The following is a 24384-nucleotide window of genomic DNA, read 5'->3' as shown; positions in this document are numbered from 1 at the left end:
GAGCTGGGAGGGGACGGGGCATGCACGACCCGGGCGAGGAGGAGGACGCCGGAGTGCTCGTGGGCGGCGACGCCTACGGGGGCGTCAGGCTCACGCCCAGCCGCGCGCGCAGGCCGTTCAGACGCAGCGCCAAGGCGCGGCGGCGCAACGTGCTGGTCGCCGGGTTCCTGTCCACCTGCGTGCTGGTCACGACCGGCGTGGTGTGGGCGACCCCGCGGCAGATCGGCACGGTGGACGCGGGCGTCGGCGAGTCGGTGGCGCGCGGCGGCGCCGAGAACATCCTGCTCGTCGGCGTGGACAAACGCGACGACCTCACCCGGCAGCAGCAGAACCGCCTCAAGCTGGGCCGTGAGGTGGGCCAGCGCACCGACACGATGATGGTGATCCACCTGTCGGAGGACCACCGCCAGGTCACGGTGGTGAGCCTGCCGCGCGACACCTGGACGACGATCCCCGGCCAGGGCGAGCACAAGATCAACTCGGCTTACCAGTTCGGCGGGCCGAAGCTGGCCAAACAGACCGTCGAGGCGGTCACCGGGCTGCGGATCAACCGCTACATCGAGGTCAACATCCTCGGCTTCATCGACGTGGTCGACTCGCTCGGCGGCGTCACCGTCTGCACGCCCGTGCCGATCGACGACCAGAAGATCGCGCTCAACCTGGCCGCCGGCACCCACCAGCTCGACGGCGTGCAGGCCCTCCTCTACGCCCGCACCCGTGCCACGGCCCGCTCCGACCTCGACCGCATCGACCGCCAGCAGCAGGTCATCTCGGCCCTGCTCAACCGGGCGCTGAGCGCCGAGACGCTGAGCAACCCGGCCAAGCTGGCCTCGTTCGTCAACTCCACGCTGGGCACGGTCAAGGTGGACCCGGACGACGGCCTGGTCGACCTCGCCGTGCAGATGCGCGACGTCTCGCTGCAGAACGTGCGCTTCGTGGACGTGCCGCTGGCGGACGTGAACTACCGCGCCCCCACGGGCGAGTCGGCGGTGCTGTGGGACAAACCGGCAGCCAAGGACCTGTTCACCAAGATCGACAACGACCAGGACGTCACCAAGCCGACGCCCACGGTCGTCGCCACGCCCTCGGCCAAGCCCTCCGCGATCGCGCCCGGCAGCGTCACGCTCAAGGTCAAGAACGGCACGCTCATCACCGGGCTCGGGGCGCGGACGAAGGCGGGGCTGGTCGCGTACGGCTTCAAGGTGCCCGACGAGCCCGGCAACACCGACAAGAAGGACTACAAGCGGACCCTCATCCGCTATCCCGAGGGGCAGGAGGCCGCCGCCCGCGTGGTCGCCGCCGCCGTTCCCGGCGCGGAGCTGAAGAAGGCGGACGTGAAGGGCATCGAGGTGATCGTCGGCAGCGACCAGCCGAAGATCGCCAAACAGAAGACCTCGTCCGACGCCACTCCGAAACCCGCTGTTACACCAACCACCAAAACGGCAATGCAGAACATATGTAAGCAATAGGCATATCTTTTCGCTCGTCGGGCAGGTCCTGGTCATGGTGGTCAGATACTGGCGGGAGGACCCCTGCACCGTCCTGCACGTCGTCGGCGACCTCGACGTGGCCGCCGCTCCCCGGCTGCAGGCCGAGCTGGAGCAGGCCATCGCCGAGGCCGACCCCCCGAACCTCGTGCTCGATCTCAGCGAGGTGCCGTTCTGCGACTCGGTCGGCCTGGGCGTCCTGGTCGCCACGCTCAACCAGATCCAGCACATGCGCGGACGCCTCATCCTGGTGCTGGCCCCCGGCATGATCAAGCACCTGCTGACGATCACGAACCTCGACCGGCACTTCGAGACCACGGACTCGATGAACGCGGCCCGTACGGCGCTCGGAACGGCGGCCTGACCCGCTTCCTCCCGTGCTGGATACTCGGTGTCGGCCGGGTGTTCCGCAACTGCTGGAGGAAGCCGTGAGACTTGGCGTGATGTTCGACAGGGGCCTGCCGCCCGAGCGGCTCGTGCCGTTCGCCAGGGAGCTGGACGACAGCTCCGCCGACGACCTGTGGGTGGTCGAGGACCTCGGCTGGGCCGGCGGCCTCACCTCGGCCGCCACCGCCCTCGCGGTCACCTCCCGCCTGCGCGTCGGCATCGGCATCACCCCCGCTCCCCTGCGCAACCCGGCGCTGCTGGCCATGGAGCTGGGCAACCTCGCCCGCATGCACCCGGGGCGGCTCGCCGCCGGGATCGGGCACGGCGTACGGGAATGGATGCGGCGGGCGGGGGCGGCCCCCGCGTCGCCGCTGGCGCTGCTGGAGGAGACGATCACGTCCGTACGCTCGCTGCTGCGGGGCGAGACGGTGACGCTGGAGGGCCGGGCGGTCCGGCTGGACGGGGTCTCGCTCGTGCACCCGCCCGCCACCGTCCCGCCGCTGCTGGCCGGGGTGAAGGGGCCGAGGTCGCTGGCGCTGTCCGGGCGGGTGGCGGACGGCACCATCCTGCCGGAAGGGGTCGGGCCCGCGCAGCTCACCGCCATGCGGGAGACCATCGGGGCCGGGGACGGGCACGAGGTCGTGATGTTCACCTTCCTCGGCGTCGGCGACGGCTACACCGTCGATCGCGGGCTGATCGAGGAGCAGGCGGCGTTCCTGGGGGTGGCGCCCGAGGACGTGGTGATGGCGACCGGGACGGCCGAGGAGGCCGCCGAGCGCATCAAGTGGCTGGCGGCGACCGGGGCGGACACCGTCGTCGTACGCCCGCTGGACCTCGCCGACCCGCTGCGGCACGTCCGGGCGCTCCTGGCCGCCCTTTAGCCGGGTTCGTGGCCATCTGGCCGATGGTGGTCGGTCAGATGGCCGATGAGGGCGGCGGGCGCCCGCCGCGAAGATCGAGCCCATGACGCGACTCGCTGCGATCGCAGCCTCCACCGCCGTCGCGGCCCTGACGGCTCTCACCACGGCCGGATGCGGCGGCCTCGACGCCGAAGAAGTACGCGCCACCCGCGCGTTCCCCGTGACCGGCGCCGAGCTGAAGATCGTCTCCTCGCTGGGCGGCGTCCGCGTCCTGCCCGGCACGGCCGGCTCCGTCCAGATCGAACGCTGGGCACGCGGCAAGGCGGCCCGCGAGGGCAACGCCACCTGGTCCCTGCGCGACGGCGTGCTGCGGCTCGGCGCGGACTGCACCATGATCGTCGGCGACTGCGGCGCCCGCTACCACGTCAAGGTGCCGCCCACCGTCCACGTCACGGTCGAGGCCCCGGACGGCGTGATACTCAAGGAGCTCAAGCAGGACGTGGACGCGGTCTCGCGCGAGCACATCCAGGTGGACACCGCCTCGGGCCGCCTGCGCCTGCGCAGCGACGGCCCGATCACCGGCACCGGCCTGACCTCGGCGGCGGTACGCGCCCGCACCGTGGACGGCGCGATCGACCTCACCTTCGTCACCGCCCCGGCCGACCTGGACCTGGAGTCCGCCGACGGCCGGGTGACGGCGACGGTGCCGAAGGGCTCGTACGCGGTGACCGCCCGCAGCAGGGACGGCTCGGCCGCCTCCGAGGTCAGGAACGACCCGAAGGCGTCCGCCGCCATCGTCGCCCGCAGCGGCACCGGGAACGTCCGGGTCCGCGTGCGGTGAGCGTCAGTTCGGCGACTGTCACTCCCATACGGCGGCGTACCTGCCGCCCTCGGCGTTCACCTGGACCGGGTGCAGCCCCTTGCCCTTGAGCTGGTCGAACCGGGCCTGGTAGCCCGCCGCGCTCATGTCGATGTAGTGCGCCCACGACTTGAGCCCGTCCTTGCGCCACACCGCCGCGTACGTGCCGTCGGGCGCGACGGCGACCCTGACCGGACGGAAGCCCTTGTCCTTCCTGGCGTGGAACTCGGCCTCGTGGAGTGAGCGGCTCTGGCCGTAGGTGAAGGACCAGGCGCCGCCCGGGTTCGTGGCCCAGACCGCCACGTAGCGGACGTCGTCCGACGTGCCGTACGCGTCCACGGAGGTCAGGGCGAGTCCCTGGCCGGTGGCGTACTTGTCGGCCGCGGCGAACTCGCTCCCCGTGAGGTGGTGGCGAGCGTAGAACTTGCCGGCCTTCTTCTCGAAGACCGCTGTGAACACCGCCGAGCCCGCCGGGCCCGTCGCCGACACCGACACCGGCTGGGCGCCCTCCTTCAGCGCGGCGTCGAAGCGCTGCCGGTAGTCGGAGACCGACAGGCCCTGCCAGACGCTCCACGACGACGACCCACCCTTGGTCCAGATGGCGGCGTACCGTTCGCCGTCGGAGACGTTCACGGTCAGCGGGCGGTAGCCCTGGTCCTTGAGCCGGCGTACCTGCTTGACGTTCTCGGCGGCGCTCACGTCGTGATAGGCCACGTAGGCGGGCGCCGTCCGCGCGCTCGCCGCCGCCGGAGCGGCGCCCGAGGCGACGAGCACGGAAACGACGACGGCGATCTTGCTCGTGGTCCGCATGACCCTCCCCCTGCATGACGGAATGCTCTAGTTGATCAAGAGAATGGGCACGACCCTAACAGCGATCGGCCGTACTAGATCTCCACCGTCTGGAAATCGTCCGGCACCAGGCAGCGCTCGATGTGCCCGGCCTCCACCTCGGTCCCCAGGTGCGTCAGCACGAACGGCAGGCCGGGGAAGCGCTCGCGCAGGGCCTCCACGTGCGCGACCTCCATGTGCCCGGCGGCCGGATGGTGCGGGCCGTTGCACTCCAGGATGAGCGTGTCGCTGGCCGCCGCGATCGCGTCGAGGCCGGGGCCCGGCCGGGTGTCCCCCGAGTAGCCGACGGTCGCGCCGTCCCGCTCGAAGACGTACCCGTAGCAGTCGAGATGCGCCACGTGGTCCACCTCCACGGCCCGGAACCTGAGCGGGCCGGCCACCTGCCACGAGCAGTCCACCTCGACGTAGCGGATGTCGAGCTTCTCGTGCGCCTCCTCATGGATGCCCGGAACGCCGGCGACGTCCATCATCGTCCGAAGGAACTGCTCGACCCTGGGCGGCCCCACCACGTGGAGCGGCGTGGCGACGTGCCGGTGCAGCAGTTCGAGCAGCAGGAAGGGCCAACCGAACGTGTGGTCGGCGTGGAAGTGCGAGATGGCCACCACGTCGAGGCCGGCGGCGTCGATCCCGCATCGGCGCAGGTGGGGCAGCGCGGTGGGCGACGGCTCGACCAGGATGTGGTCGTCGAGCACGAACCCGTTCCAATAGCGCTCGATGCCCTTGAAATTGCCGGTCCCCAGAAATGTGACCCTGGTCAATACGCACCCCGTCGTTTCCGTTCCGAAGAAGCTCACACCGGATATACGGGAGAGAGGCCGGCTTCAGCCTTTTCCGTACGCGATCAGCTCCACCTCATAGCCGTCCTCGTCCGCCAGATAGGCCGCGTAGTGCCGCTCGCCGCCGGCGTACGGGTGCCGCTCGGGGAAGAGCAGCGTCCAGCCGTGGGCGGCGGCCCGCTCGGCCAGGGCGTCCACCTCGGCCCGGCCGCCCGCGTGGAAGGCGAGGTGGTTCAGGCCGGGACGCAGCCGGTCGTGGCTGCCGGCGGTGAGCGCCGGCGACCGCTCCAGCACCAGGTAGGTCGTCCCCAGCCGCCAGCTCCGCCCGTCCGGCCACTCCTGGAACACCTCGTATCCCAGCTCCGTCAGCAGCCACCCCCAGCTGCGGACCGCGCGGCCGAGGTCGGGCACCCAGATCTCGACGTGGTGCAGGGACCCGGTGACGGGCTCGTTCGCGTCCTCCATGCCGCGACCCTAACGACCCCGCCCGGCCTTATCATCCTCGGATGATCAGCCGATCGGCCGTGACCTGTCTGGTGGTGGCTCTCGCCGCCCTCGCCCCCGCCTGCGGCCTGACCCTGGAGAGCCGGTCCCCCGGTGTGGTCCCGCCGGGGGCGAGCGTCCAGGGGTGCTGGTGGACGTGGGCGCACTCCGCGGACGACAGCGTCAGCCCCGTACGCGACACCACCGGCGAGTTCTGCGACCACGACCAGCCGGAGGACCTCTGGTTCCTGGCCGGCACCCACGGCGGCACCGTCCAGCGGACCTGCCGGATCCCGGCGGGCAGGCCGCTCGTGTTCCCGCTGGTCAATTTGCAGGGCGATGCCGCGGGCTGCGCCACGTTCATGGCCGCGGCCGAGGGGAAGGCCGTCCTCGACGGCAGGCCGGTCGAGCCGGAGCGCCTGGACGAGGCCGACGTCACCGTGGCCGGCGTAGGGACCGTCCACGCCTGCGGCCTCTGGGTACGCCTCGCGCCGCTGCCCGCCGGACCCCACACGCTGACCATCCGCGGCTCGTCGGGCACCTTCCGGACGGGCGTCGACTACCGGCTCGTCGTCGAGTCCGTCCCGCAGGCCTGACCCCCTTGATCAGTCGATGCCGTTGGGGCAGAGGAACGACTTGACGCGGGCGGGCGCGGCCGCCAGCAGCTTCGAGCCGTAGTCGCGCGAGCAGAGGTTGCTGCCGATGTCGCCGTCCAGGAAGCGGGTGGCGTCGCGCGTGGCGATCAGGTCGATGCCGCCGACGCTCGGGGAGTCGATCCTGGCCGCCACCCACTTCCCCACGCACAGCCGGGCCGCGACGGCGGCGTCCGGCGGCAGGCTGCCGCCGTTCAGCGCGGCGACCTGGCGGAGGATCGAGCTCTCGGACGCGCACGGGACGGGGGCGGTGGAGCGGCGCGCGCCGGCGGTCGGCTGGTTGCGCGGGGCGGACGTCTTCTCCGGGGTCTCGGTCTCCTCGGGGGTCTCGGTCTCCTCGGGGGTCGTCTCCTCCTCCGTGGGCTTGTCCGTGGTGGCGTCGTCCGTGGGCTCGTCGCTCGTGTCACCGCCCGGGGTCTCGGTCTCCTCGTACGTCGCCGTCGCGGTCGGGCTTTCGCCCGGGCTCAGCAGCGCCTCCAGCAGTCCTCGTCCGGAGCTCGCCGCCAGCGCCGCTCCCCCGGCCACGACCGCCACGACGGCGACGGCCACCGCCGCGGCCGCCCATCCCGGCACCGTCAGCCGTTTGCCTGGCACCGCCGGAGGCGGCAGGACCCTCGTACGCGTCAAGGGCAGGGTGACCGGCGTCGGGCCCGTGCCCGACGTGATCGCGGCGATCCGGGCGAGCACCTCCTGCGCGGGCGGCCGGGCCGTACGGTCCTTGGCGAGCGCGCTCCGTACGAGCCGGCGGATCTCCTTCGGCACCCCGGACAGATCGGGATCGACGCCCATGACCCGATAAGCGAGGACATCGGGAGCCCCGGTGCCGAAGGGCGGGCGCCCCGTGGCCGCGTACGTCATCAGCGCGCCCCACGCGAACACGTCGGCGGCGGCGTCCGCCTGGTCGCCCCGGTACTGCTCCGGGCTGATCCAGCCGGGCGTGCCGATCAGCGCGCCCGTGCCCGTGAGCCCGCTCTCGTCGAGGGCCCGCGCGATGCCGAAGTCCAGGACCTTCGCGCCGGAGTCCGCGAGGATGACGTTCCCGGGCTTGAGGTCGCGGTGCACGATGCCGACCCGGTGGATGTCGGTGAGCGCCTCGGCGATGTCCACGCCGAACGAGAGCAGCCTGTCGGGCGGCAGCGGCGCGTTCTGCTGGACGTACGTGCTGAGCGTCGGCCCAGGAACGAACTCGGTGGCCAGCCAGGGCGGCATCGCGCCGGTGTCGGCGTCCAGCACCGAGACGACGCAGCGCCCCCGCACCCGCGACAGCAGCTCCACCTCACGCACGAACCGCGCCAGGAACTGCGGATCCGCCGCCAGCCCCGGGTGGATGACCTTGACCGCGACCCGGGCGCCGTCGGCCCCGATCCCCGCGTAGACGACCCCCATGCCGCCCGCGCCCATCCTGCCCACGATCCGGTAGGGGCCGATCGACTCGCGCTCGTCCATCGTCAGGGGGCCGAAGCCGCCGGAGTCGCTCATCCAGCGATCTTATTGTCGCCTCTCCGGCCATTGCCGCATGATGAGGCGATGCGCTCATCGCTTTCCCCAGAAGGCGCGAATGACTTCCGCGACCGCGCGCAGCACGCGGGCGCGCTCGCCGGGGGTGCATCCGCGAATGGCGATGGCGACCATCAGCACGGCCGCGAAGGTCACGCACATCGGCAGCAGCATCAGCGTCTCGGGTTTCATGGGCGTCAGTTCAGCGTGGGCTTCGTGCCGGGTGAAGACTTGTTGGAGGGGTTGGATCGGGGATCTGAATTCCCAGCTCACGGCGCTGTCCGAGGGTTGCGGAATTGGACGCGTTGGATTGGACCGGGCATATGACGGCGCTGGGGCGTCAGCTGAGGCTGCTGGAGGAGCGGGCGAAGGCGAAAGTCCCCGGGCTGGACCGTGTGGAGGCCATCAGGGAGGCGAACAAACGGCTCTCCGAAGACCAGCGGCTGAAAGGAACCACGGTCTCGCAGTGGTTCGCCAAAAATCGGGTGCCGAAGGATTTCCCGCCGCTGTGGGAGCTCGTGAAGGTGCTGCTGGAGATGACCGAGGGCGAAAAGGAGCAACCTTGGTGGAACGCCCGGCGAGCCTCCTGGCATGAGCTTTGGGAAGAGGCCGCCCGGCACAGATCGCCCAAGGAGCCCGCCCCGTCGAACCCGCCGGTGATCAGTCTGCCTGCCGAGCCTGAGGGGTTCGTGGGCCGTGAGCGTGCTGTCGGGAAGGTGCTGGCGGCACTGGACGAGCGGCGGACAGTGGTGCTGACGGGCATGCCCGGGGTCGGCAAGACCGCGTTGGCGCTGCGGGTGGCCCACGAGGCACTGCGCAGTGGCCGTTTTCCCGGCGGCGCGTTGTTCGCCGACCTCGACGGTTACGCCGCGGCACCTGGATCCGCGCTGGAGGGCCTGCTGTGGCCCTTGGGCGTGCGCGACCTGCCCGCCGGCGAGGCCGCGCGGGCCGCGACCTTCCGTTCCACCTTGGCCGAGCGCTCCGACGCGCTCCTGATCGTGGTCGACAACGTGGCCTCCGCCGCCGCGCTTGAGTCACTGCTGCCCGGGCTCGGTGGCCATCGGGTCCTGGCCGCATCCCGGCACTCACTGCCGTCCCTGGCCGGCGCCTACACGTACGAGCTCGGCGTACTGACGGTCGATGAGTCGATCGCGCTCCTCGCAACCGCGTTGCGCCTTGCCGACGAGAGTGACCTGCGCATCGAGGAGAACGCCGAGCAGGCCCGCCGCCTGATGCGGCTGTGCGGACGGCTGCCACTGGCCCTGCGGATCGCCGCCGCCCTGCTGAAAGGGGACAGGTTCGGATCGCTCGCCGCATTGGCCGACGACCTTGCCGACGAGCATGGACGGCTGGACAAGCTGAAATACCCGGACAAGAGGCAGCGTGGAGTTCGGGCGGCTTTTCGGTTGTCGTACCGACAGCTGCCGGAGAAGCTGCGGCGCCTGCTGGTGCTGCTGTCCTGGAATCCGCGTTACACGGTCGACGAGGACATTCTCGAACTCTGGCGTCTCACCGGCACCCCGGTGAAGCCATATCTGACGACCGAGGGCGCGGCGGTGCTGTGCCGTACCACTCCACCGGAGATCCGGCCGCACCTTCTGGAATTGCGCCGAGCCCATCTGCTGGAGCAGCACAGATGGGAGCACGGCATTCCGCCCGAACGATGGCGCCTGCACGACCTGGTCATTCTCTTCGCCCGCGAGCGTACGGACAAGGACGGGTTGCGGGAAGAGGCCGGCGAGGCGATTCACCGGTTCCTGCACTACTGCCTGGAACAGGACTTCGCGAACGACAGCCAATTGCACCTCGAGGCGGACGGAGTGCGTTTCGCGACCGTCAGGTTCCACGAGGAGCTCGGCTGCTTGGTGCTGGTCCCGACTGGAGAGTTTCCCGAGGGTCTGGTGCCCGGTGGCACCTGGAACGACGAGCATCAGGTGTGGATTCCGGCCGACAGCGAGGAGGCGCGGGCGAGTCTTCGGGCGGCCTGGAAGAAGGACATGGAACGGCGTTGGGCCGTCCGCCCTTTCGCGGCGCGATGCGGGCACATCCAATGCCGGCTCAACGCGGAAAGAGAGCTGCTCGCCGTCGTTCAGCTCCTCAAGAGGACATTGAGCGGCCGGCGTATGGTCCGCGAATTGGTCTGCGAGGACCACCACTATGCGACCGTACGGTTCGACGAAGGGCTCGGCGTCTACGTGCTCAAGGTCGAGCAGGACGCCGTGGACGGCATTCCGGAGATGCGCAGGCTGCTGGACCGCGTGCTGGATTGGGACGAAAGCCATCAGCTTTGGCTGTTCACCCCCAAAGGATGACAGGCCGCTTGTAGCCCGGTACCGCGCTAAGCTCGCGTGCCGTGCCTTCAGATCATTTATGGCGAATTATCAGGATTGGCTTAGTAGGTCTGGTTCTTGCGGCGACCGTCGCGGGCCTGGTGTTCGGCGACGACTTGCTTTGGACGGCCGTCCAATGGGCGCCCCCGTACGGCGAGCGCGCCGGACTCGACACCTCGACGACCCTGATGCTGCTCGTGGCCGCCCTGGTGAAGGCCGCGTTCCTGTGGTTGATCCTGCGCGCTCCCCTGCCGGGACCGCTGGACCGCCGGGCGAGAGCGCTGCGCCGGCTGCTGTATCTGGCGGTGGCGTACGCCCTCGTGCTGTGGTACCCGATCGGGCTGCTCCCCGACGCGGTCGACACGGCATCCCAGCTCGCGCTGTGGACCGCGATCGACGTCCTCTACCTGCTCGTCATCCGCTGGCGGTCCCGCCTTTTGCGCGCGGCAGCCGCAGCGCTGTTCGCGGTCGAGCTGGCCGGGGTGGCCGACCAGCTGCTCGACGACCTCGACCTCCCTCAGGTCCACCTGGGCGAGGTCGTCGGGCTGGGCTTGATGCTGGGCAGTGCGGCGGCGACCGTCCTCACGGTCGTCGGGCAGTGGCGCGACGGCCGATGGAGCCGCGGCACGCTGATCGCGGGGTGGGCGTCCATGGGTGTCTACGCGCTGGTGATCCCGCTCAACCTGCTCGCCGGACCGTTCCCGGGCGGCGTTCTGGTGTTGCCGATCATGCTGGACGCGATGGGGCTCGTCACCACCGTGTGGATGGCGGCGACCGCCCGCGAGTTGCCCACCGAGAACTCCGTACCGGATCTTCCGCCCGGCAGACTGAGGGTGATCCGCGTCGCGGTGGCGACCGTGGCCGTCCTCCCGATCATCGCGATGATCCACCCGGAGCAGGCCGCGCACCTCACCTACACCGGCTGGTCGATGGACTGCTATGACCGGCCCAGCTTCGGCGACCTGAAACCCGCGAAACGCGACGCCACGTTCCTGTGCGTGGCGCGAGGCATCGACGGAGGAGGCCCGCCCATGTTCCCGGACAGCATGTCGGACCAGGCGATCCTCGCGTACGGGCGGGAGCTGTGCCGGGCGAAGGACCGCGACGAGCAGGAGGCGATCCTGACGCGCGCCGGGAGCGCGCGGCCGTCCTGGGGCGTGGACCCGTGGGACCTTGTCTACGTCTGCCCCGAGATCATCGGCGCGACCCATCCCGAACTGCTGCGCTCGACCGAGGAGACGCAGGCGGCGAACGACGCCTACATCGCCGAGGAGAACGCGAAGTGCCGCGACCCATGGCCCCGGACGAAGGGCGTCGTCCAGGCCACGGCCAATTACTTCCTGTTCGTGGACGGCGATCCCGGCTATCTGGTCCACGACCCTGGGGACGAAGCGGCCGAGGAGGAGGCGGACGAGCTGTACGGCGGCGGCGACGACCTCGTCACCGTCGATGGCAGCTCCGCGCTCGTCGGGCACATCGCGGACGTCTCCGACCTGTGCCTCACCGTGAAGGCGTTCCGCACCGCGCCGCCCCGGCGGACGGCCGGGTGGCAGGAGGTCGAGGAGGTGCCGATCGTCAGCCGCACCGGCCGGCTCACCGTGCCGGAGATGGACGGGGGCGAGGTGGGCGCGGGCGCCCCGATGCCGAATCTGGCGATCAAGGGCAAGGGCCGCTACCGGCTCCGCGTCTACGTACGGACCGACGCCGCAGGCGAGGAGCAGCACCTGGTCGTCGTGTTTCCGGGTACGTCGAAGAAGAGGCTCACCCTGAAGCCGTGAACGGCAGTGATCTTATCGATCGACACCGTTCGCCGGCCTCCCGAACATTCCGGTATTCGGGGTACCCGTCTTCCGCGCCATCCCACTGGTGATGGGTGTCATCTGCATGGCCTTCGGGTGGTACGTCGTGGCCGGCGCCCCGGACGCCGACCACTTCGTGGCCGGGCACGTGACGATCGCCCTGGCCGCGATCTGCTACGCGCTGTTCACCACCGCGGCCACGATCATCCGTCAGTTGATCTCCCGCTACGGCCGGGCCTGGCAGTTCATCCTGCCCCTGACCGGCTACGCAGCCGCTCTCATCGCCGTCGTCTACGGGATCGTCATCCTCACCCGGGGCGCCGAACCCCAGTACGTCGTGGCCGGCCACGTGATCGTCGGCATCGGCCTGATCAGCAACTGTGTCAGCACCGTGGCCGCCTCCTCGACCCGCTTCACCCTCATCCCGGTCAACGCCGCCCGCACGCCGGAGGACGAGCCGCCCGACGAGGCGTACTCGCCGGTCACGGGCAAGGCCCTCATCGCGGTCCCGGCCCTCTGCGCCCTCGCCGGCTTCGTCTACGCCTTCGTCCTCATGGCCAAGGGCGGCGGCACGAGCGCGGAAGGCGGCGCCTACTACACCGCCGGTCACGTCCTCTTCGGCCTGGCCGCCATCTGCGCCAGCCTGATCGCCCTGGTCGCCAGCATCGTCCGCCAAGTGCGCAACAGCTTCGGCGAGCCCGAACGCTACCGCTGGGGCTGGCTCGTCATCGTGATGGGCACCATCGACATCCTGCTCGGCGCCTACGTCCTGGCGAGCTCCGACCACCCCTACCGCATCGCGCCCGGCTGCATCCTCATCGGCCTGGGCCTGGTCTGCTACAGCATCCTGTCCAAGGCCCTGCTCCTGGCCCTGGTCTGGAGGCAGTCCTTCCCCCTGGCCAACCGCATCCCCATGATCCCCGTGGTCACGGCGCTGACCTGCCTGTTCTTCGGGGCCTTCCTCTTCGAGGCCGCGGTCACGGACCCGTCCTTCTTCATCCCCGCGCGGGTCCTCGTCGGCCTCGGCGCGGTCTGCTTCACCCTCTTCTCCATCGTCTCCATCCTTGAGGCGGGGACGTCGAGCTGAGCCGCGTCACGAGAGCGCGGGAGCGGGAGCCCGGCCGTACGACGCCGCGGACCGCAGGAGGACGACCGAGTACAGTAGCCCCGCCACCGCCGACGCCACCGCCGCGACCAGCACGGGGACGCGCACGACGCCGTCGTGGCTGAGCGCGATGAAGGTCGGCCCGGACAGCGTCGCCACCCCGCACCCGGTCCAGGTCATCACGACCGCCCAACCCGGGTGGCGGCCCACGAAGCCCCGCGCCCACGGCGTGACGTACCCGACCGCGACGAGGAGACCGGTGACGGCCAGCACCGTCCGCTGCGCCGGACTCTCGAACCCGGCCGGTCCCCCGCCCTCGGGACCCGTGACCGCCCAGACGATCAGGGCCAGGGCGTAGCCGAGCAAGGGGACCGCGCAGCTCCCCGCGATCCCCCGGCCGGCCGGGGGCCGAGGCCCGGTGGCGAAGGTCCGGGGCCAGCGCTCCATGGCGTGCAGCAGGACGAGAACGGCCAGGCAACAGCCCATCACCCCGAAACCGCCGTAGATGACGGCGAACACCCACCCGGCCAGCCCGTCCCCGCTGCCGGCGGGCGCCGCCGTACCGGTGACCCCCTGGACCAGCAGCCCCGCCGGGAGGCCGAGCACGATCGGCGCCAGCAGCCCGGTGGCGACCCAGGCGGGCACCAGCAGCAGCCAGGCCGGCAGGCGATGACCGATCGGCCGCCCCAGCACCACCGCGAGGGCGATGGCGGCCAGGTCCATGGCGACGGTGATGTAGTTGCCGACCACGTGGCGCGGATCGTTCATCAACGCCTGGCCTCCGGCGTCGGTGATCCCGATCGTGGAGCCCGCCAGCCAGGCCACCTTGAAGATCAGGTACGGCAGGCAGGAAGCGACCGCGACGACGAGCACGGTGGTCCTTAAGACGCTTCTGTTCATGATCCACTCCCCCAATTAGAGAACGTTCTCTAGAACAACCGTAGCGGATACACTCACGCCGATGGCCAGGAGTCCTTCGTTCACCCACGAGCAGATCCTCGACGCGGCGCGGGACGCGGCGTACGAGCACTGGCGCTCGGCCACCGTCGGCCACGTCACCGCGCTGCTCGGAGCGCCCTCAGGCTCGATCTACCACCGCTTCCCGTCGAGGGACGTGCTCTTCGGGACGGCGTGGATCCGCTCCGTCAAGGCGTTCCAGGCCGGCCTGACCACGGCCGCCGACACCGACGAACCCATCGAGGCCATCGTGCGCACGGCGCTCTGGATCCCGGCCTTCTGCCGCCGCCACCCGCGCGACGCCCGCATGATGACCGTCTTCCGCTACGCCGACCTGGTCGCCACCGGCCCGCCCCAGCTCCAGGACGACCTCCGCGACCTCAATGCCCCCGTCGTGGCCCACCTGCGACACCTGACCGAACGCCGCTACGGCCGGATCACACCGCACGGCATGGAAGTGATCGCGCTCGCCTGCCGCGACTCCCCTTACGGCATCGTCCGGCCGATCATCGGCGAGCCCATCCCGGCCTGGATCGACGACGCCGTACGCGTGACCAGCACCGCCCTCGCCCACCTGAACGACTAACCAACTACGCTCGCGCCCATGCGGAAAGTTGGCGTGGCACTGACAGCACTGCTGGTCCTGACCGGATGCGGGCAGAACGCCGGCGAAGGCGGCCTGAAGGACGCGATGGCCGCCGTCTCAGGAGAGGGACCCGCCGCCGCGTACTTCGAGTACGGCGAACCGGCTTGGTGGCGCGACCTAGGCGTTAAGGCAGGCGCCGAGCAGGCCCGCCGCTGGTTACCCGCATCCGTCTCCGGCCTGGGCAGCCTCGCCACAGCCGCAGCGGCCCTGCCCGAGGCCACGGGCATGACCCCCACGGCCGGTACGCGGGCGATCTCCATCGGCGTGCCACCGCAGCAGGCGTTCCGGTTCGACGGTGACGTCGACGCGGACGCCGTACGCGAGAAGCTGGCCGCCCTCGGCGCCAAGCCTCGCGAGATGGGCGGCCACGACGGCCTCTCGTTCTCCCCCGGCGACGAGATCGACCTGTCCCGGGCGCTCGTCCCCGGCGTGACCAACCAGCTCAACCAGGTCGTGGTCACCGACTCACTGGTCGCCACCGCCTCGGCCCCCGACCCGCTCACGTCCGTCCTGGGCGGGGACGCCACGCTGGCCGACAAGCCGGCGTACGCGGCCATGGCCACGTGTCTCGGCGACGTCGCCGCCGCCACGATCATGACTTCGCCGAGTAAAACCGTCACCCTGTACGGGGTGGGGCTGCGCCGCCCGGCCGACCTGAACGACCGCCCCGTCAACGTCATCTGCGTCCTGCCGGCGGCACCCGCCGCCGCCGACGTCGAACGCGCCCTGACGACCCGCCTCACCCCGGCAGGGACGTACGGGAAGCATGCCGCGCAGATCGCGCACGACCGGGTCACCTCGGACGATCACACGGTGCTGCGGGCCGTCCTGACGCTGAACGACACCACGAACGCGATGTTCGCCAACCAGATGCTGGTCCGGGGCGACCTCCAGACCCTGACCACCTCATGAGGCAAGGCCCACGATAAGCACCGACGCAAGCGCGCCAGGCGCGCACGCTGCACTGGCCCGCCACGACAGGTGACGCTCAGAGGGTCGGGCCGCGCAACGGCACGAGCCCCCTACCTTGTGTGCATGCAGCCCGGAGCCGGACGGTGGGCGACGCCGGCGAGCACCCGGTCGAGCTCCGCCAGCGAGTCCTCCAGCGCGGCGCGCTGGTCCGGGGCGCGGGCGATGTCCAGGGCGATCTCGCAGATCCCCCCGTACAACAGTGAGGTGGCGGGGTCCAGCGGCCGGTCAAGGATGCACCCGGCCTCGATCGCGATGGCCAGCCCGCGCCGCATCTGCTCCTTGCATCCGGCCTGGATGTCTCGCATGGCGGACCAGCCGAGCGCGCCCGGCGCCTCGACCAGCGTGATCTGGCGTACGGCGGGTTCGAGGGACGCCTCCAGCAGGCGCCGGCAGCCCGCCGACACCCCGTCCCACGGATCCCGCTGGGCCTGGAACGCCTCCCGGACGATCATCGCGAGCGCCTTCTGGTCCGCGGCGTAGACCTCGCGGAAGATGTGCTCCTTGTTGCTGAAGTGATGGTAGAACGCGCCGCGGGTCACGCCGGCCCTGGCACAGATCTCGTCCACCGCGGTGGCGGAGAAACCGTCGCGGACGAACAGCTCGCGGGCCGCCGCGACCAAGGCGCTCGTGGTCGCCTTGGTGCGCTCGTGCTGGCTCCGTCGCACATGCGTGTTCTCTGCCACCCGCGTATCTCCTCCTGCTCTCTGCACCCGAGGTTAGAAGAACATACGTGCCTCCAGGGCCCTCACGGGTGCCCGTGCAGGTGGAGCAGCGGCAGGACCTGGCCCGCGACCTTCTCCAGCGCCGCGTGATGGTCGTCGGCGGCCGACCGGATGATGACGTGCCGGGCTCCCGCCCGGATGTAGGCGTTCAGCCATTCGGCGGCGTCCGAGGGCCGGCCGGCGAACATGGCCTGGATCTTCGCCACCGCCTCCAGCGGGGCGTTGTAGTAACGCTCGACACTCCTCCGCAGGAGGACGCGCGCCTTCGCCGGGTCGTCGTCCAGGGACACGGTCGCGTACAGGGCGCTGGTGACCGGGCGGGCCGCCATCCGCCCGATGGCGGCCCGCTCGCGGGCGTAGTCCGTGACCGCGGGAGGATAGGGCAGCCAGCCGTCGGCCAGGCGCGCCACCCGCCGCAGCGCCGGTTCGCCGCTGCCCGCCAGCCAGATCGGCGGGCCGGCCGGACGCGCCGGCATCGGCGCCAGGGTGACGTCGCGGAAGTCGAAGTGCCGTCCCGTGAACGACCCGCCTTCGCCGCTCCACAGCCGCCGCATCGCCTCGATCGACTCCTCAAGCCGGCTGACACGGCTCCTGAACGGTACGCCGATCGTGTCGAACTGCGCCTCGGTGCCCGCGTTGGGGAAGCCGCCGCCCATGCCTACGATCAGGCGCCCCCCGGCGATCCGATCCAGGCTGGCGAGCTGGTGCGCCAGCAGAATCGGGTGACGGAGCGCGGGCAGCAGCACCGCGGTGCCGAGCGTGAGCCGCCGGGCCGCGACGGCCACGGCGGACAGCAGGAGCAGCGGATCGACACGCGGCCGGGTCAGCGGGCTGTCACCGGCCCACACGGAGTCGAACCCGAGTGTCTCGGCGTGCCGGGCCAGGGCGATCATCAGCGCCGGATCGTCATCGCCGCGTACGGCCTGGTCACGGGTCGGCAGCAGGTAGCCGATCTTCACCTCGGCCATCTCAGGCCCCGTCCGGCTGCCGCAGCAGGACGCCCGCCAGCGCCCGCGGCGCGGTGACCATGGCGTCATGCCCGGCGTCCAGGACGGTGACCGCCCAGCCGTGCTCGCCGGCCAGCCGCGGGAACGGCATGGGACCGCCGGGCGTGCAGAGCACCGCCCGGCACGCGATCGTGTCGACGGCCCCGGACAGCCGGGTCGGCTCGGAGAATGTCCGCCGGGGATGGGCCGTCAGCAGGGGCTCCAGCCATGCCACCTGATCCGGTTCCGTCACGCCGACGGCGGCTGCCGGAGCGGGCGGGATCAGGCCGTTCGCGGTGACCGACTCGATCCAGTCGAGAAAGAACGCGGGAGCCAGATCGTCCAGCGACTCCCCGTCCCGGCCCGCCCAGGCGTCGACCATGACGATCTCGGAGACCCGTTCGGGCATGCGGTCGGCGGCCTCGCGCACGACCAGGCCAGCGTAGCTGTGCCCGACGAGCACGACGTCCCGCAGGTCCTCGTATCTCAGCAGGCCCAGCAGGTCGTCCACGTGCGTCCGCAGGCCGATCCCGGGGCCGGCCAGGTGGGCCCGCTCGCCGAGACCGGTCAGCGTCGGAGTGTGGACCTCATGGCCGGCCTCCCGCAGCCGCGCGGACACCTGCCGCCAGCACCAGCCGCCGTGCCAGGCCCCGTGAACCAGCACGTACGCCGTCACCGCGCCACCGCCGCCGCCCGCTCCCGCCAGGCGGCGAACCGCGCCGCCGCCTCGGCGGTGGACAGCCCGAGCTGCTCGCACATCTGGTGGAAGTCGAAGAAGAACCGCTCGTGGGCGACCAGCCCGTCGCGCACTCTCCAGTGGCAGGCGAACGGCAGCGCGAAGGCCCTGCCCGTGGGCTCGATCCCCACCAGACTCTCCACCATGGTGGCTCGGATCGTCCCGGCGCCGACGACCAGGTCACCCGTCGCGACGAGATATTCGAGCTCCACGCCGTAGTCGGGAAAGGTGCGCAGGAACGCGGCGGTCTGCCGGGCGACCTCGTCGATGCCGGTGGCGACGGCCTGGAACGCGATCGTCTCGAAGACGGTGTCCGGGCTGCAGTACCGCAGGGCCTCCCGGACATCGGCGCGGCTCTTGGCCCGCGCGTAAGCCCGGACCACGTCGGCCGGTGTGGGGTGCTGTTTCGACACTGCTCCTCCTCAGTCCGTCTCGCCGACGGCGAGCACGACCTTGCCCCTGGTACGCCCCGAGCCGAGGAGATCGTGCGCCTCGGCCGCCTCCGCCAGCGGGAACACCCCGTCGACGTGCACCTTCAGCCGCCCCTCGGCCACGAGGCCGGCCAGTGCGTCGAGCCCGGCGCCGTCGGGATCGACGAGGTAGGCCGCGGCGCGCACGCCGAGCTCGCCGGCGCGCTCGTACAGGCCGGGGGTCCAGGCCGCCTGCCCGCTGACGAGGACGCCGCCCGGCCGCAGGCACTCCAGCGCTCTGAGCCCGGCCTCGCCGCCGAACATCTGGATGACGACGTCCATGTCCCGCGCGACGGCGGACACCTCCGTCGTGGTGTGGTCGATCACGTCGTCCGCCCCCAGGCCGCGGACGAAGGCGTGTTTGGCGGCGCTCGCCGTACCGGTCACGTGGGTGCCGCGGGCTTTGGCGATCTGGACCGCCAGGTGCCCCACGCCCCCGGCCGCGCCCACCACGAGGACCCGCTGTCCGGGGGCTACGGCGGCGACCTCGGTGAGCATCTGCCACGCCGTCAGCCCGGCGAGCGGCAGCGCCGCCGCCTCGGTGAAGCTCAGGCTCTCCGGCATGCGGGCGAAGTGGCGGGCGGGGGCGGTGACGTACTCGGCATAACAGCCCGCGGCCCGGGGGAACCACGGCATCCCGAACACCCGATCGCCGGGACGGAACCTGGTCGTGCCGTAGCCGATCCTCACCACCGTTCCCGCGACGTCCCAGCCGTTGATGAACGGCAGGTCGAGCACCCGGTTGTACGCCTGCCCCCGGCGCGTGAAGACGTCCACCGGATTGACCCCGGCCGTCATGACCCTGACCAGCACCTCGCCGAACACCGGCGCAGGCTCCTCCACCTCGACCAACGCCATGGTCTCGGCCTCTCCCCACGCCGACTGCTGCATCGCTCTCATGCCAACGCAGGTTACATACGTACACCATGTTTGTAAATGTGCGCGAAGAGGTGCCCGCGTGCTGTGTTCGCTGGCAGGAGAAGGGGGTGCGTCGTAGCCTGAGGAGGTCACCTTCCGGGAGGCAGGCTGTGGACGACGGCACCAGCGGTTCCAGCGCACCGGCACGCACGATCGGCCAGCGCATCCAACACCTGCGTGAACGTCGTGGCATGACCCGTGAAGTCCTCGCCGGCCTGGTCGGCAAGTCCGAGAGCTGGCTGAAGGCCGTCGAGCACGGCCGCCGTCAGCAGAATCCCCGGCTGCCGATCCTGCTGCAACTCGCCGAGGCACTGCGCGTACGCGACCTGAGCGAGCTCACCGGCGACCAGTCCATACCTGTCCGGATGTTCACCGGTTCCGGTCATCCAGCGCTGAGCCCCGTCCGAGAGGCCCTCAACGCCGTGCCGATCCAGCCGGGCGGCACCGTGCAACCACTCACCAGCCTCCGGGCGCGACTCGATGCGGGGTGGCGGACCAGGCACGCCTCTCCCGATCACCGCACCGCCCTCGGCAAGATGCTGCCCGACCTGATCCGCGACGTGCAACTGGCCGCCTGGATGTACCGCGGAGAGCATCGGCGGACCGCGCAGGCGCTGCTCGCGGAGACGTACGGCCTGACGCAGATGTTCCTCGCCTACCAGCCCGCGCCCGACCTGCTGTGGCGGGTGGCCGATCGGGCGTTGATCGCCGCACAGGAGTCGGAGGATCCGCTGGCGTTGGCGTGTGCGGTGTGGTTCCTCGTACAGGCGCATCGGGACGCGGCCGACTTCGACGCCGCGTACGAGATCAACAGCCAGGGAATGACGGCTATCGAGCCGCACCTGGATGACGCCCCGGCCACTGACCTGCTCGCCATGTGGGGGGCGCTGTCGTTCGAGCTGGCGTTCACGGCGGCACGTACGGGTGACATCGGCGAGGCGTGGCGGCATTGGGATGAGGCGGCGCGGGTCGCGGACCGGCTCCCCGACGATTACTACCAGCCCTGGACGTCGTTCTCGCGAGTGATCATGCGTCCGCACGCCGTCACCATCGCGGTCGAGCTTCATCAAGGCGGGGAGTCTGCGCGGCAGAGCGATCATGCCGAGGCGGTGCCCATCCCCTCCCGTCCGCGGCGCGGCCGGCACCTGATCGAGGTGGCCCGCGCCCACCTGCTCCAGCGAGACCACGCGGCGGTCCTCGGTACGCTGCAGCTCGCGCACCAAGCCGCACCGGAGACCATCCGCTACAACGGTTACGCGCGCCGGATGACCCTCGACCTGTGCGAGACGGGTCCGGCGAATCTGCGGCCGCAGGCGCGCGAGCTCGCGGACCATATCGGCCTGATGACCTGACGGCGCGAGGGGATACGTAGCGTATCCATTCGCTCACGCTACGGCCTTTACGGTCGCGGCATGTCACTCGAACAGGTCCCGAACGAGCACTACAACCTCGACATTCTCTGCGCGACGTTCCCCGCCTGGTCGCTGTTCCGCAGCGACGCGGGCGTGTTCTAAGCGACCCGGCGTGGCGTCCACCTCAGGGATGCCGATATCGACAAGGGGCTGCGGCAGACCGTGAGCGCGGACGACGCGGAGGTCTTCGTGTCGCTGCTCCGGGACCGGACGCGGATGGTGGTGGGGTCGTGAGCGACCGTCGGCCTCCGCATGCCGACTATCACGGTCCGCACGTGGTGCCGCCCCAGGCTGGCGCTGTGCGCGTGAAGTGGAGACCGAGCCGGCGTCGAGCTGACCGGCTGCGGGTCCGCGACCACACGTGCGCGTGTACGTACCCTGTGCTCGAGTTGTGCGCGGCCGGCGGGTTGTGGTTCGTCCGGTGTCATCCCGGTGGGGATTCTGAGGGCGCCCTGGAGAGTGCATGGACGTCCGCTCCGGCCGCGCGTGAGTTGTGGGCGCAGATCCTCAGTGGTCAGGCGCGGTGAGCGGACTCTCGGTCGCGAACTCGCGACTCCGTCCCTGAAGCCCGGTACACGAGGTTGAGGGGGCGAGAGGGCCCGCGCCGCATGGAAACAACCCGAGCTGCATGCTCTATGCGCGAAGCGCCCCGCCCCTGGGCTTCACGCGCCGCGTCTGCGCCCACATGGGTTTGGGTGCTGTACCCGCCTATAAGAACTGCCCGAGTCTCAGGCGCGAAGCCCCCCTCTGCGAGGACCGTGCCTTTGGGCTGGGGGTTCGGGGGGCTGTGCCCCCCGGTGAGAATTGCCCTATCGAATTTCGATAGGTTGAGCAATGGTTTCACACGTAGAGTGGGCGGCGGTTTCGTACCGTGGTGGGACGCCGCCGCCCGCATGGCGTTCGCGCGAACCGTCTTGATCTTGTCTAAGTCGGCCTCCGGAGACGACGCTGGAGGAGCTCACCGAGCCCATCACTCGAATGATCACGAGGTCAGGCGTCACCCAGCGACAGAACGTCCAGGGGCAGGAAGCCGGTGCCGGCCATCGGGCCCGTACCGCGCTACGAACCCGACCGGGCCTGCTGATCAGGTACGCCCGCGGCCTGCCGGAACCGGCCCGGTGATACACCGTACTCGCGGCGGAACGCCCCGGCGAAGGCGAATTCCGTCGAGTAACCGACCTGCCGGGCGATCGCGGCCAGCGACGCGTCGGTCTCCCTGAGCAGGCGCGCGGCACAGTTGAGCCGCCAGCCGATCAGATACGTCATGGGCGGCTTACCGACCTGCGAAGTGAAGCGCCTGGTGAACGTCGTCCGAGACATGCCCACCATCTCGCCGAGTCGCGAGACGGTCCACTGCGTCCGCGGACTGTCATGGATCGCGTCCAGGGCGGTGACGATCGCCGGGTCGGTGATCGTCGGCCGGCCTTTCGGGTGCTTCTCCTCCAGCCATTGGCGCAGCACACTGACGAGCATCAGATCGAGCAGCGCCGACCGCGTGACCTCGGTGCCCGGCTGTGCCAACGACTCTCCTTCGACGAGCAGGCTGATCAACGACCGCCACTCAGGGTGCCGTTCATGGTCTGGAGACACCACGATCAGATCCGGCATCCCGGTGAGGTACGGGTGCACCTGCCCGTGGTCCAATCGGTAGGAGCCGCAGAGAAACTCGAAGTCGGCGGGGCCTGGGGCCGACTGGTCCAGATTCATGACATTCAGCGGCATCTCATGCAGAGCGCGCCGGGTGATGCTGAGCCCGTGGTCCGCTCCGGCAGGGACCAGGACGACATCGCCGGGACGCAGGGCGATGGGCGGCGCGTCGGCGCTGATGAGCCAGGCACTGCCGTCGAGGACCAGATGGAAGCCGCTACCGGGCTGGCCGCCCAGGCGCAGACCCCACGACCCCTGCTGCCGGAACCGCCGGATGGCCCGCCGGCCGACCCGGAGGCTGGAGACCGCCTGGCTGATCATGTCCACCCTTCGATGCTAACCGTCACAGACTCGTATTCACCCGCGCCAACGGCGTATGGCCGCATAGGTGGGTGCCTGGTTCAGTGGGTCGATATGACGAGACGTACGACCGGACCGTGGGATTGCGTCGTGGTCGGCGCGGGCGCCGCCGGGCTGAGCGCCGGGCTCACGCTCGCCCGAGCACGGCGCACCACGCTGATCATCGACGCCGGACAACAGAGCAACCTGGCCGCGCCGGACATCGGGGGCCTGCTAGGACATGATCGACAAGCTCCGGCGCGGTTCTACGCCGCAGGGCGGGTGGAGCTGGCGGCGTACCCGTACGTCGAGTCACGGCCGGGAGAGGTCGCCCGAGGCGAGCATGAGGACGACGGAGGCTTCGCGGTGACGTTGAGCGACGGCCGTCGCGAGCGGGCACGGAGCATCGTCCTGGCGCCGGGCATGGACTACCGCTACCCGCGGCTGCCCGGCATGGACGAGCGATGGGGAAGCTCGGTCTTTCACTGTCCGTTCTGTCGCGGTTGGGAGGTCAGTGATCGCCCGCTGGGTGTGCTGGCGGACGGCGCGGTCGGCGTACACGGAGCGCTGAACCTGCGGGCCTGGAGCGATCGGATCACGCTGCTGACCAACGGCAGCGGCAAGCTGACCGATGAGCAGCGTGAGCGGCTGGTCGCCGGTGGGGTGGGCGTCGACGAGCGGCCGATCGCCGCTCTCGACGGTCCGGGCGCCGAGCTGCGGAGCGTGGTCTTCGCCGGCGGCGGCGAGCTCGCCGTCGGAGCCCTGCTGGTGAAGACGGTGCTTCACCAGCGCTCGTCGCTGGCCGGGGACCTCGGCGCGACCGTGATCGAACCGGACGAGATGCTCAGCGTCGAGGCGATCAAGGTGGACGCGATGCAGCGGACCGGTGTTCCCGGGCTGTACGCGGCGGGGGACGCGGCCACCTCGGTCCCGCCGTCCATGGCTGCCGCCGTCGCGTCGGGCCACCTGGCCGGCGCGAGCGCCGCGGTGGGCCTCGCCGCGGGCTACTGAACACCTCGTGCCACCGGCCCGCGGTGACACGAGGCACGTCGTCACCGCGAAGCGGGGCAGCCGCGTACGGCGTAGGCAAGGAACTGGGTCACCTCGCGCTCGTCGACGTTGTCGTCGGAGCCGATCACGAGCGTGCCTTCTTCTGGCAAGGCGGCGTCCCGTCCTTCGCCCTGTCCCGCGAGCCCGTCGCCGAGGCCATCTGCTTCGCCCTCGGCCAGCCGGCCGACGTCGACCTCAACACCCTGACCATCCGGCCGGTCGGCCAGCCCGTCTGAGGCAAATCTGACATCCTGTGACGTCGCTGCCGGTCGTGAGCCGTGGTGTTCCCAAAGGACTCGATATTGTCGCTGACAAACAGAAAGCCCCTGACGGCATAACGCCTGTTCAGGGGCTTCCACATGCAGAGCCGACGTGGGGGATCGAACCCCAAACCTTCTGTTTACAAGAGACTTCGAGACTGTCCACCGACGTCCATCGCCATCA

The 24384-nt window shown here is 70.6% G+C and carries 25 protein-coding genes; 13 read left to right on the top strand and 12 right to left on the bottom strand.

The genetic code is table 11. From position 1 onward, the window contains the following. Positions 1-20 precede the first annotated feature (20 nt). The 4 genes from BMW85_RS33890 (at position 21) to BMW85_RS33875 (ending at position 3575) form a co-directional block, all read left to right on the top strand. Complete coding sequence (locus tag BMW85_RS33890) at positions 21-1469, top strand: LCP family protein (RefSeq protein ID WP_091089772.1); 1449 nt, start codon at positions 21-23, stop codon at positions 1467-1469. A gap of 34 nt (positions 1470-1503) precedes the next feature. After that, the gene (locus BMW85_RS33885) at positions 1504-1851 is read left to right on the top strand and encodes an STAS domain-containing protein (RefSeq protein WP_091089770.1); all 348 of its coding nucleotides are present in this window, start codon (positions 1504-1506) and stop codon (positions 1849-1851) included. A 64-nt stretch (positions 1852-1915) separates the two neighbouring features. Continuing rightward, positions 1916-2755 (top strand): LLM class flavin-dependent oxidoreductase, encoded by an 840-nt coding sequence (locus BMW85_RS33880; RefSeq protein ID WP_245775220.1) that lies wholly within the window; start codon positions 1916-1918, stop codon positions 2753-2755. A gap of 82 nt (positions 2756-2837) precedes the next feature. Beyond that, a complete protein-coding gene (locus tag BMW85_RS33875) occupies positions 2838-3575 on the top strand; it encodes a DUF4097 family beta strand repeat-containing protein (RefSeq protein WP_091089763.1) in 738 nt (245 codons plus the stop codon). Positions 3576-3593: 18 nt separating this feature from the next. On the opposite strand, the gene BMW85_RS33870 is transcribed toward BMW85_RS33875, so the two are convergent. The 3 genes from BMW85_RS33870 to BMW85_RS33860 form a co-directional block, all read right to left on the bottom strand. After that, entirely contained in the window at positions 3594-4403 is an 810-nt protein-coding gene (locus tag BMW85_RS33870) for a hypothetical protein (protein WP_091089761.1), read from the bottom strand. 74 nt (positions 4404-4477) lie between these two features. Then, complete coding sequence (locus tag BMW85_RS33865; RefSeq protein WP_177241022.1) at positions 4478-5200, bottom strand: MBL fold metallo-hydrolase; 723 nt, start codon at positions 5198-5200, stop codon at positions 4478-4480. Between the two features lie 63 nt (positions 5201-5263). Then, entirely contained in the window at positions 5264-5683 is a 420-nt protein-coding gene (locus tag BMW85_RS33860) for a VOC family protein (RefSeq protein ID WP_091089756.1), read from the bottom strand. Between the two features lie 41 nt (positions 5684-5724). Between BMW85_RS33860 and BMW85_RS33855 the strand changes: the two genes are divergently transcribed. After that, positions 5725-6297, top strand: coding sequence for a signal protein (locus BMW85_RS33855; protein ID WP_245775219.1), 573 nt, complete (start codon positions 5725-5727; stop codon positions 6295-6297). A gap of 9 nt (positions 6298-6306) precedes the next feature. Here BMW85_RS33855 and BMW85_RS49925 read toward each other — a convergent pair whose 3' ends face one another. Both BMW85_RS49925 and BMW85_RS49920 read right to left on the bottom strand, forming a co-directional pair. Next, entirely contained in the window at positions 6307-7833 is a 1527-nt protein-coding gene (locus tag BMW85_RS49925; RefSeq protein WP_177241021.1) for a serine/threonine-protein kinase, read from the bottom strand. 54 nt (positions 7834-7887) lie between these two features. Beyond that, on the bottom strand, positions 7888-8043 hold the full coding sequence (locus BMW85_RS49920) for a hypothetical protein (RefSeq protein ID WP_177241020.1): 156 nt from the start codon (positions 8041-8043) through the stop codon (positions 7888-7890). 104 nt (positions 8044-8147) lie between these two features. On the opposite strand from BMW85_RS49920, the gene BMW85_RS33845 reads away from it, so the two are divergent. The 3 genes from BMW85_RS33845 to BMW85_RS33835 all read left to right on the top strand — a co-directional run bounded on the left by BMW85_RS33845 (position 8148) and on the right by BMW85_RS33835 (position 13067). After that, positions 8148-10163, top strand: coding sequence for an ATP-binding protein (locus tag BMW85_RS33845; protein WP_143082498.1), 2016 nt, complete (start codon positions 8148-8150; stop codon positions 10161-10163). Positions 10164-10282: 119 nt separating this feature from the next. Continuing rightward, positions 10283-11959, top strand: a complete 1677-nt coding sequence (locus tag BMW85_RS33840) for a hypothetical protein (protein WP_091089752.1) — start codon at positions 10283-10285, stop codon at positions 11957-11959. 46 nt (positions 11960-12005) lie between these two features. Then, the gene (locus tag BMW85_RS33835) at positions 12006-13067 is read left to right on the top strand and encodes a DUF2776 family protein (protein ID WP_342743471.1); all 1062 of its coding nucleotides are present in this window, start codon (positions 12006-12008) and stop codon (positions 13065-13067) included. A gap of 6 nt (positions 13068-13073) precedes the next feature. Here BMW85_RS33835 and BMW85_RS33830 read toward each other — a convergent pair whose 3' ends face one another. Beyond that, positions 13074-13985 (bottom strand): hypothetical protein, encoded by a 912-nt coding sequence (locus BMW85_RS33830; protein ID WP_143082497.1) that lies wholly within the window; start codon positions 13983-13985, stop codon positions 13074-13076. A gap of 61 nt (positions 13986-14046) precedes the next feature. Here BMW85_RS33830 and BMW85_RS33825 point away from each other — a divergent pair, with 61 nt between their 5' ends. Together BMW85_RS33825 and BMW85_RS33820 are read left to right on the top strand one after the other, a co-directional pair. Then, positions 14047-14628 (top strand): TetR/AcrR family transcriptional regulator, encoded by a 582-nt coding sequence (locus BMW85_RS33825; protein ID WP_091089745.1) that lies wholly within the window; start codon positions 14047-14049, stop codon positions 14626-14628. A gap of 18 nt (positions 14629-14646) precedes the next feature. Next, entirely contained in the window at positions 14647-15600 is a 954-nt protein-coding gene (locus tag BMW85_RS33820) for a hypothetical protein (protein ID WP_143082496.1), read from the top strand. A gap of 110 nt (positions 15601-15710) precedes the next feature. Here the strand turns inward: BMW85_RS33820 and BMW85_RS33815 are convergent, their stop codons facing one another. The 5 genes from BMW85_RS33815 to BMW85_RS33795 form a co-directional block, all read right to left on the bottom strand. Continuing rightward, positions 15711-16343: a TetR/AcrR family transcriptional regulator gene (locus BMW85_RS33815; RefSeq protein ID WP_218156052.1), complete on the bottom strand. Its 633-nt coding sequence runs from the start codon at positions 16341-16343 to the stop codon at positions 15711-15713. 62 nt (positions 16344-16405) lie between these two features. Next, positions 16406-17350, bottom strand: a complete 945-nt coding sequence (locus BMW85_RS33810) for an LLM class flavin-dependent oxidoreductase (RefSeq protein ID WP_091089738.1) — start codon at positions 17348-17350, stop codon at positions 16406-16408. A gap of 1 nt (position 17351) precedes the next feature. Further along, positions 17352-18044, bottom strand: a complete 693-nt coding sequence (locus BMW85_RS33805; RefSeq protein WP_091089735.1) for an alpha/beta fold hydrolase — start codon at positions 18042-18044, stop codon at positions 17352-17354. Further along, positions 18041-18517 carry an ester cyclase gene (locus BMW85_RS33800; protein WP_091089732.1) on the bottom strand — a complete coding sequence of 159 codons (477 nt, stop codon included), beginning with the start codon at positions 18515-18517 and terminating at the stop codon, positions 18041-18043. The genes BMW85_RS33805 and BMW85_RS33800 overlap by 4 nt, the downstream gene beginning before the upstream one ends. A 9-nt stretch (positions 18518-18526) precedes the next feature. Then, the gene (locus BMW85_RS33795; RefSeq protein ID WP_091089730.1) at positions 18527-19474 is read right to left on the bottom strand and encodes an NADP-dependent oxidoreductase; all 948 of its coding nucleotides are present in this window, start codon (positions 19472-19474) and stop codon (positions 18527-18529) included. A gap of 128 nt (positions 19475-19602) precedes the next feature. On the opposite strand from BMW85_RS33795, the gene BMW85_RS33790 reads away from it, so the two are divergent. Then, positions 19603-20844, top strand: coding sequence for a helix-turn-helix domain-containing protein (locus BMW85_RS33790; protein WP_245775218.1), 1242 nt, complete (start codon positions 19603-19605; stop codon positions 20842-20844). A gap of 1119 nt (positions 20845-21963) precedes the next feature. Here the strand turns inward: BMW85_RS33790 and BMW85_RS33780 are convergent. Then, positions 21964-22872 carry an AraC family transcriptional regulator gene (locus BMW85_RS33780; RefSeq protein WP_091089722.1) on the bottom strand — a complete coding sequence of 303 codons (909 nt, stop codon included), beginning with the start codon at positions 22870-22872 and terminating at the stop codon, positions 21964-21966. 93 nt (positions 22873-22965) lie between these two features. On the opposite strand from BMW85_RS33780, the gene BMW85_RS33775 reads away from it, so the two are divergent. Next, entirely contained in the window at positions 22966-23901 is a 936-nt protein-coding gene (locus BMW85_RS33775) for an NAD(P)/FAD-dependent oxidoreductase (protein ID WP_091089720.1), read from the top strand. A 23-nt stretch (positions 23902-23924) separates the two neighbouring features. After that, on the top strand, positions 23925-24176 hold the full coding sequence (locus tag BMW85_RS50570; protein WP_218156051.1) for a hypothetical protein: 252 nt from the start codon (positions 23925-23927) through the stop codon (positions 24174-24176). Positions 24177-24384 lie beyond the last annotated feature (208 nt).

It is taken from the genome of Nonomuraea wenchangensis (assembly GCF_900111685.1).
Lineage (GTDB): Bacteria > Actinomycetota > Actinomycetes > Streptosporangiales > Streptosporangiaceae > Nonomuraea > Nonomuraea wenchangensis.
This window is presented reverse-complemented; position numbering and strand designations above follow the sequence as displayed.

Coding starts and splice junctions, on each gene's coding strand:
- BMW85_RS33885 (WP_091089770.1), top strand. CDS start 1,504: ATGGTGGTCAGATACTGGCGGGAGGACCCCTGCACCGTCCTGCACGTC.
- BMW85_RS33780 (WP_091089722.1), bottom strand. CDS start 22,872: ATGATCAGCCAGGCGGTCTCCAGCCTCCGGGTCGGCCGGCGGGCCATC.
- BMW85_RS33875 (WP_091089763.1), top strand. CDS start 2,838: ATGACGCGACTCGCTGCGATCGCAGCCTCCACCGCCGTCGCGGCCCTG.
- BMW85_RS49925 (WP_177241021.1), bottom strand. CDS start 7,833: ATGAGCGACTCCGGCGGCTTCGGCCCCCTGACGATGGACGAGCGCGAG.
- BMW85_RS33820 (WP_143082496.1), top strand. CDS start 14,647: ATGCGGAAAGTTGGCGTGGCACTGACAGCACTGCTGGTCCTGACCGGA.
- BMW85_RS33795 (WP_091089730.1), bottom strand. CDS start 19,474: ATGAGAGCGATGCAGCAGTCGGCGTGGGGAGAGGCCGAGACCATGGCG.
- BMW85_RS33855 (WP_245775219.1), top strand. CDS start 5,725: ATGATCAGCCGATCGGCCGTGACCTGTCTGGTGGTGGCTCTCGCCGCC.
- BMW85_RS33890 (WP_091089772.1), top strand. CDS start 21: ATGCACGACCCGGGCGAGGAGGAGGACGCCGGAGTGCTCGTGGGCGGC.
- BMW85_RS33830 (WP_143082497.1), bottom strand. CDS start 13,985: ATGAACAGAAGCGTCTTAAGGACCACCGTGCTCGTCGTCGCGGTCGCT.
- BMW85_RS49920 (WP_177241020.1), bottom strand. CDS start 8,043: ATGAAACCCGAGACGCTGATGCTGCTGCCGATGTGCGTGACCTTCGCG.
- BMW85_RS33825 (WP_091089745.1), top strand. CDS start 14,047: ATGGCCAGGAGTCCTTCGTTCACCCACGAGCAGATCCTCGACGCGGCG.
- BMW85_RS33775 (WP_091089720.1), top strand. CDS start 22,966: ATGACGAGACGTACGACCGGACCGTGGGATTGCGTCGTGGTCGGCGCG.
- BMW85_RS33860 (WP_091089756.1), bottom strand. CDS start 5,683: ATGGAGGACGCGAACGAGCCCGTCACCGGGTCCCTGCACCACGTCGAG.
- BMW85_RS33870 (WP_091089761.1), bottom strand. CDS start 4,403: ATGCGGACCACGAGCAAGATCGCCGTCGTCGTTTCCGTGCTCGTCGCC.
- BMW85_RS33810 (WP_091089738.1), bottom strand. CDS start 17,350: ATGGCCGAGGTGAAGATCGGCTACCTGCTGCCGACCCGTGACCAGGCC.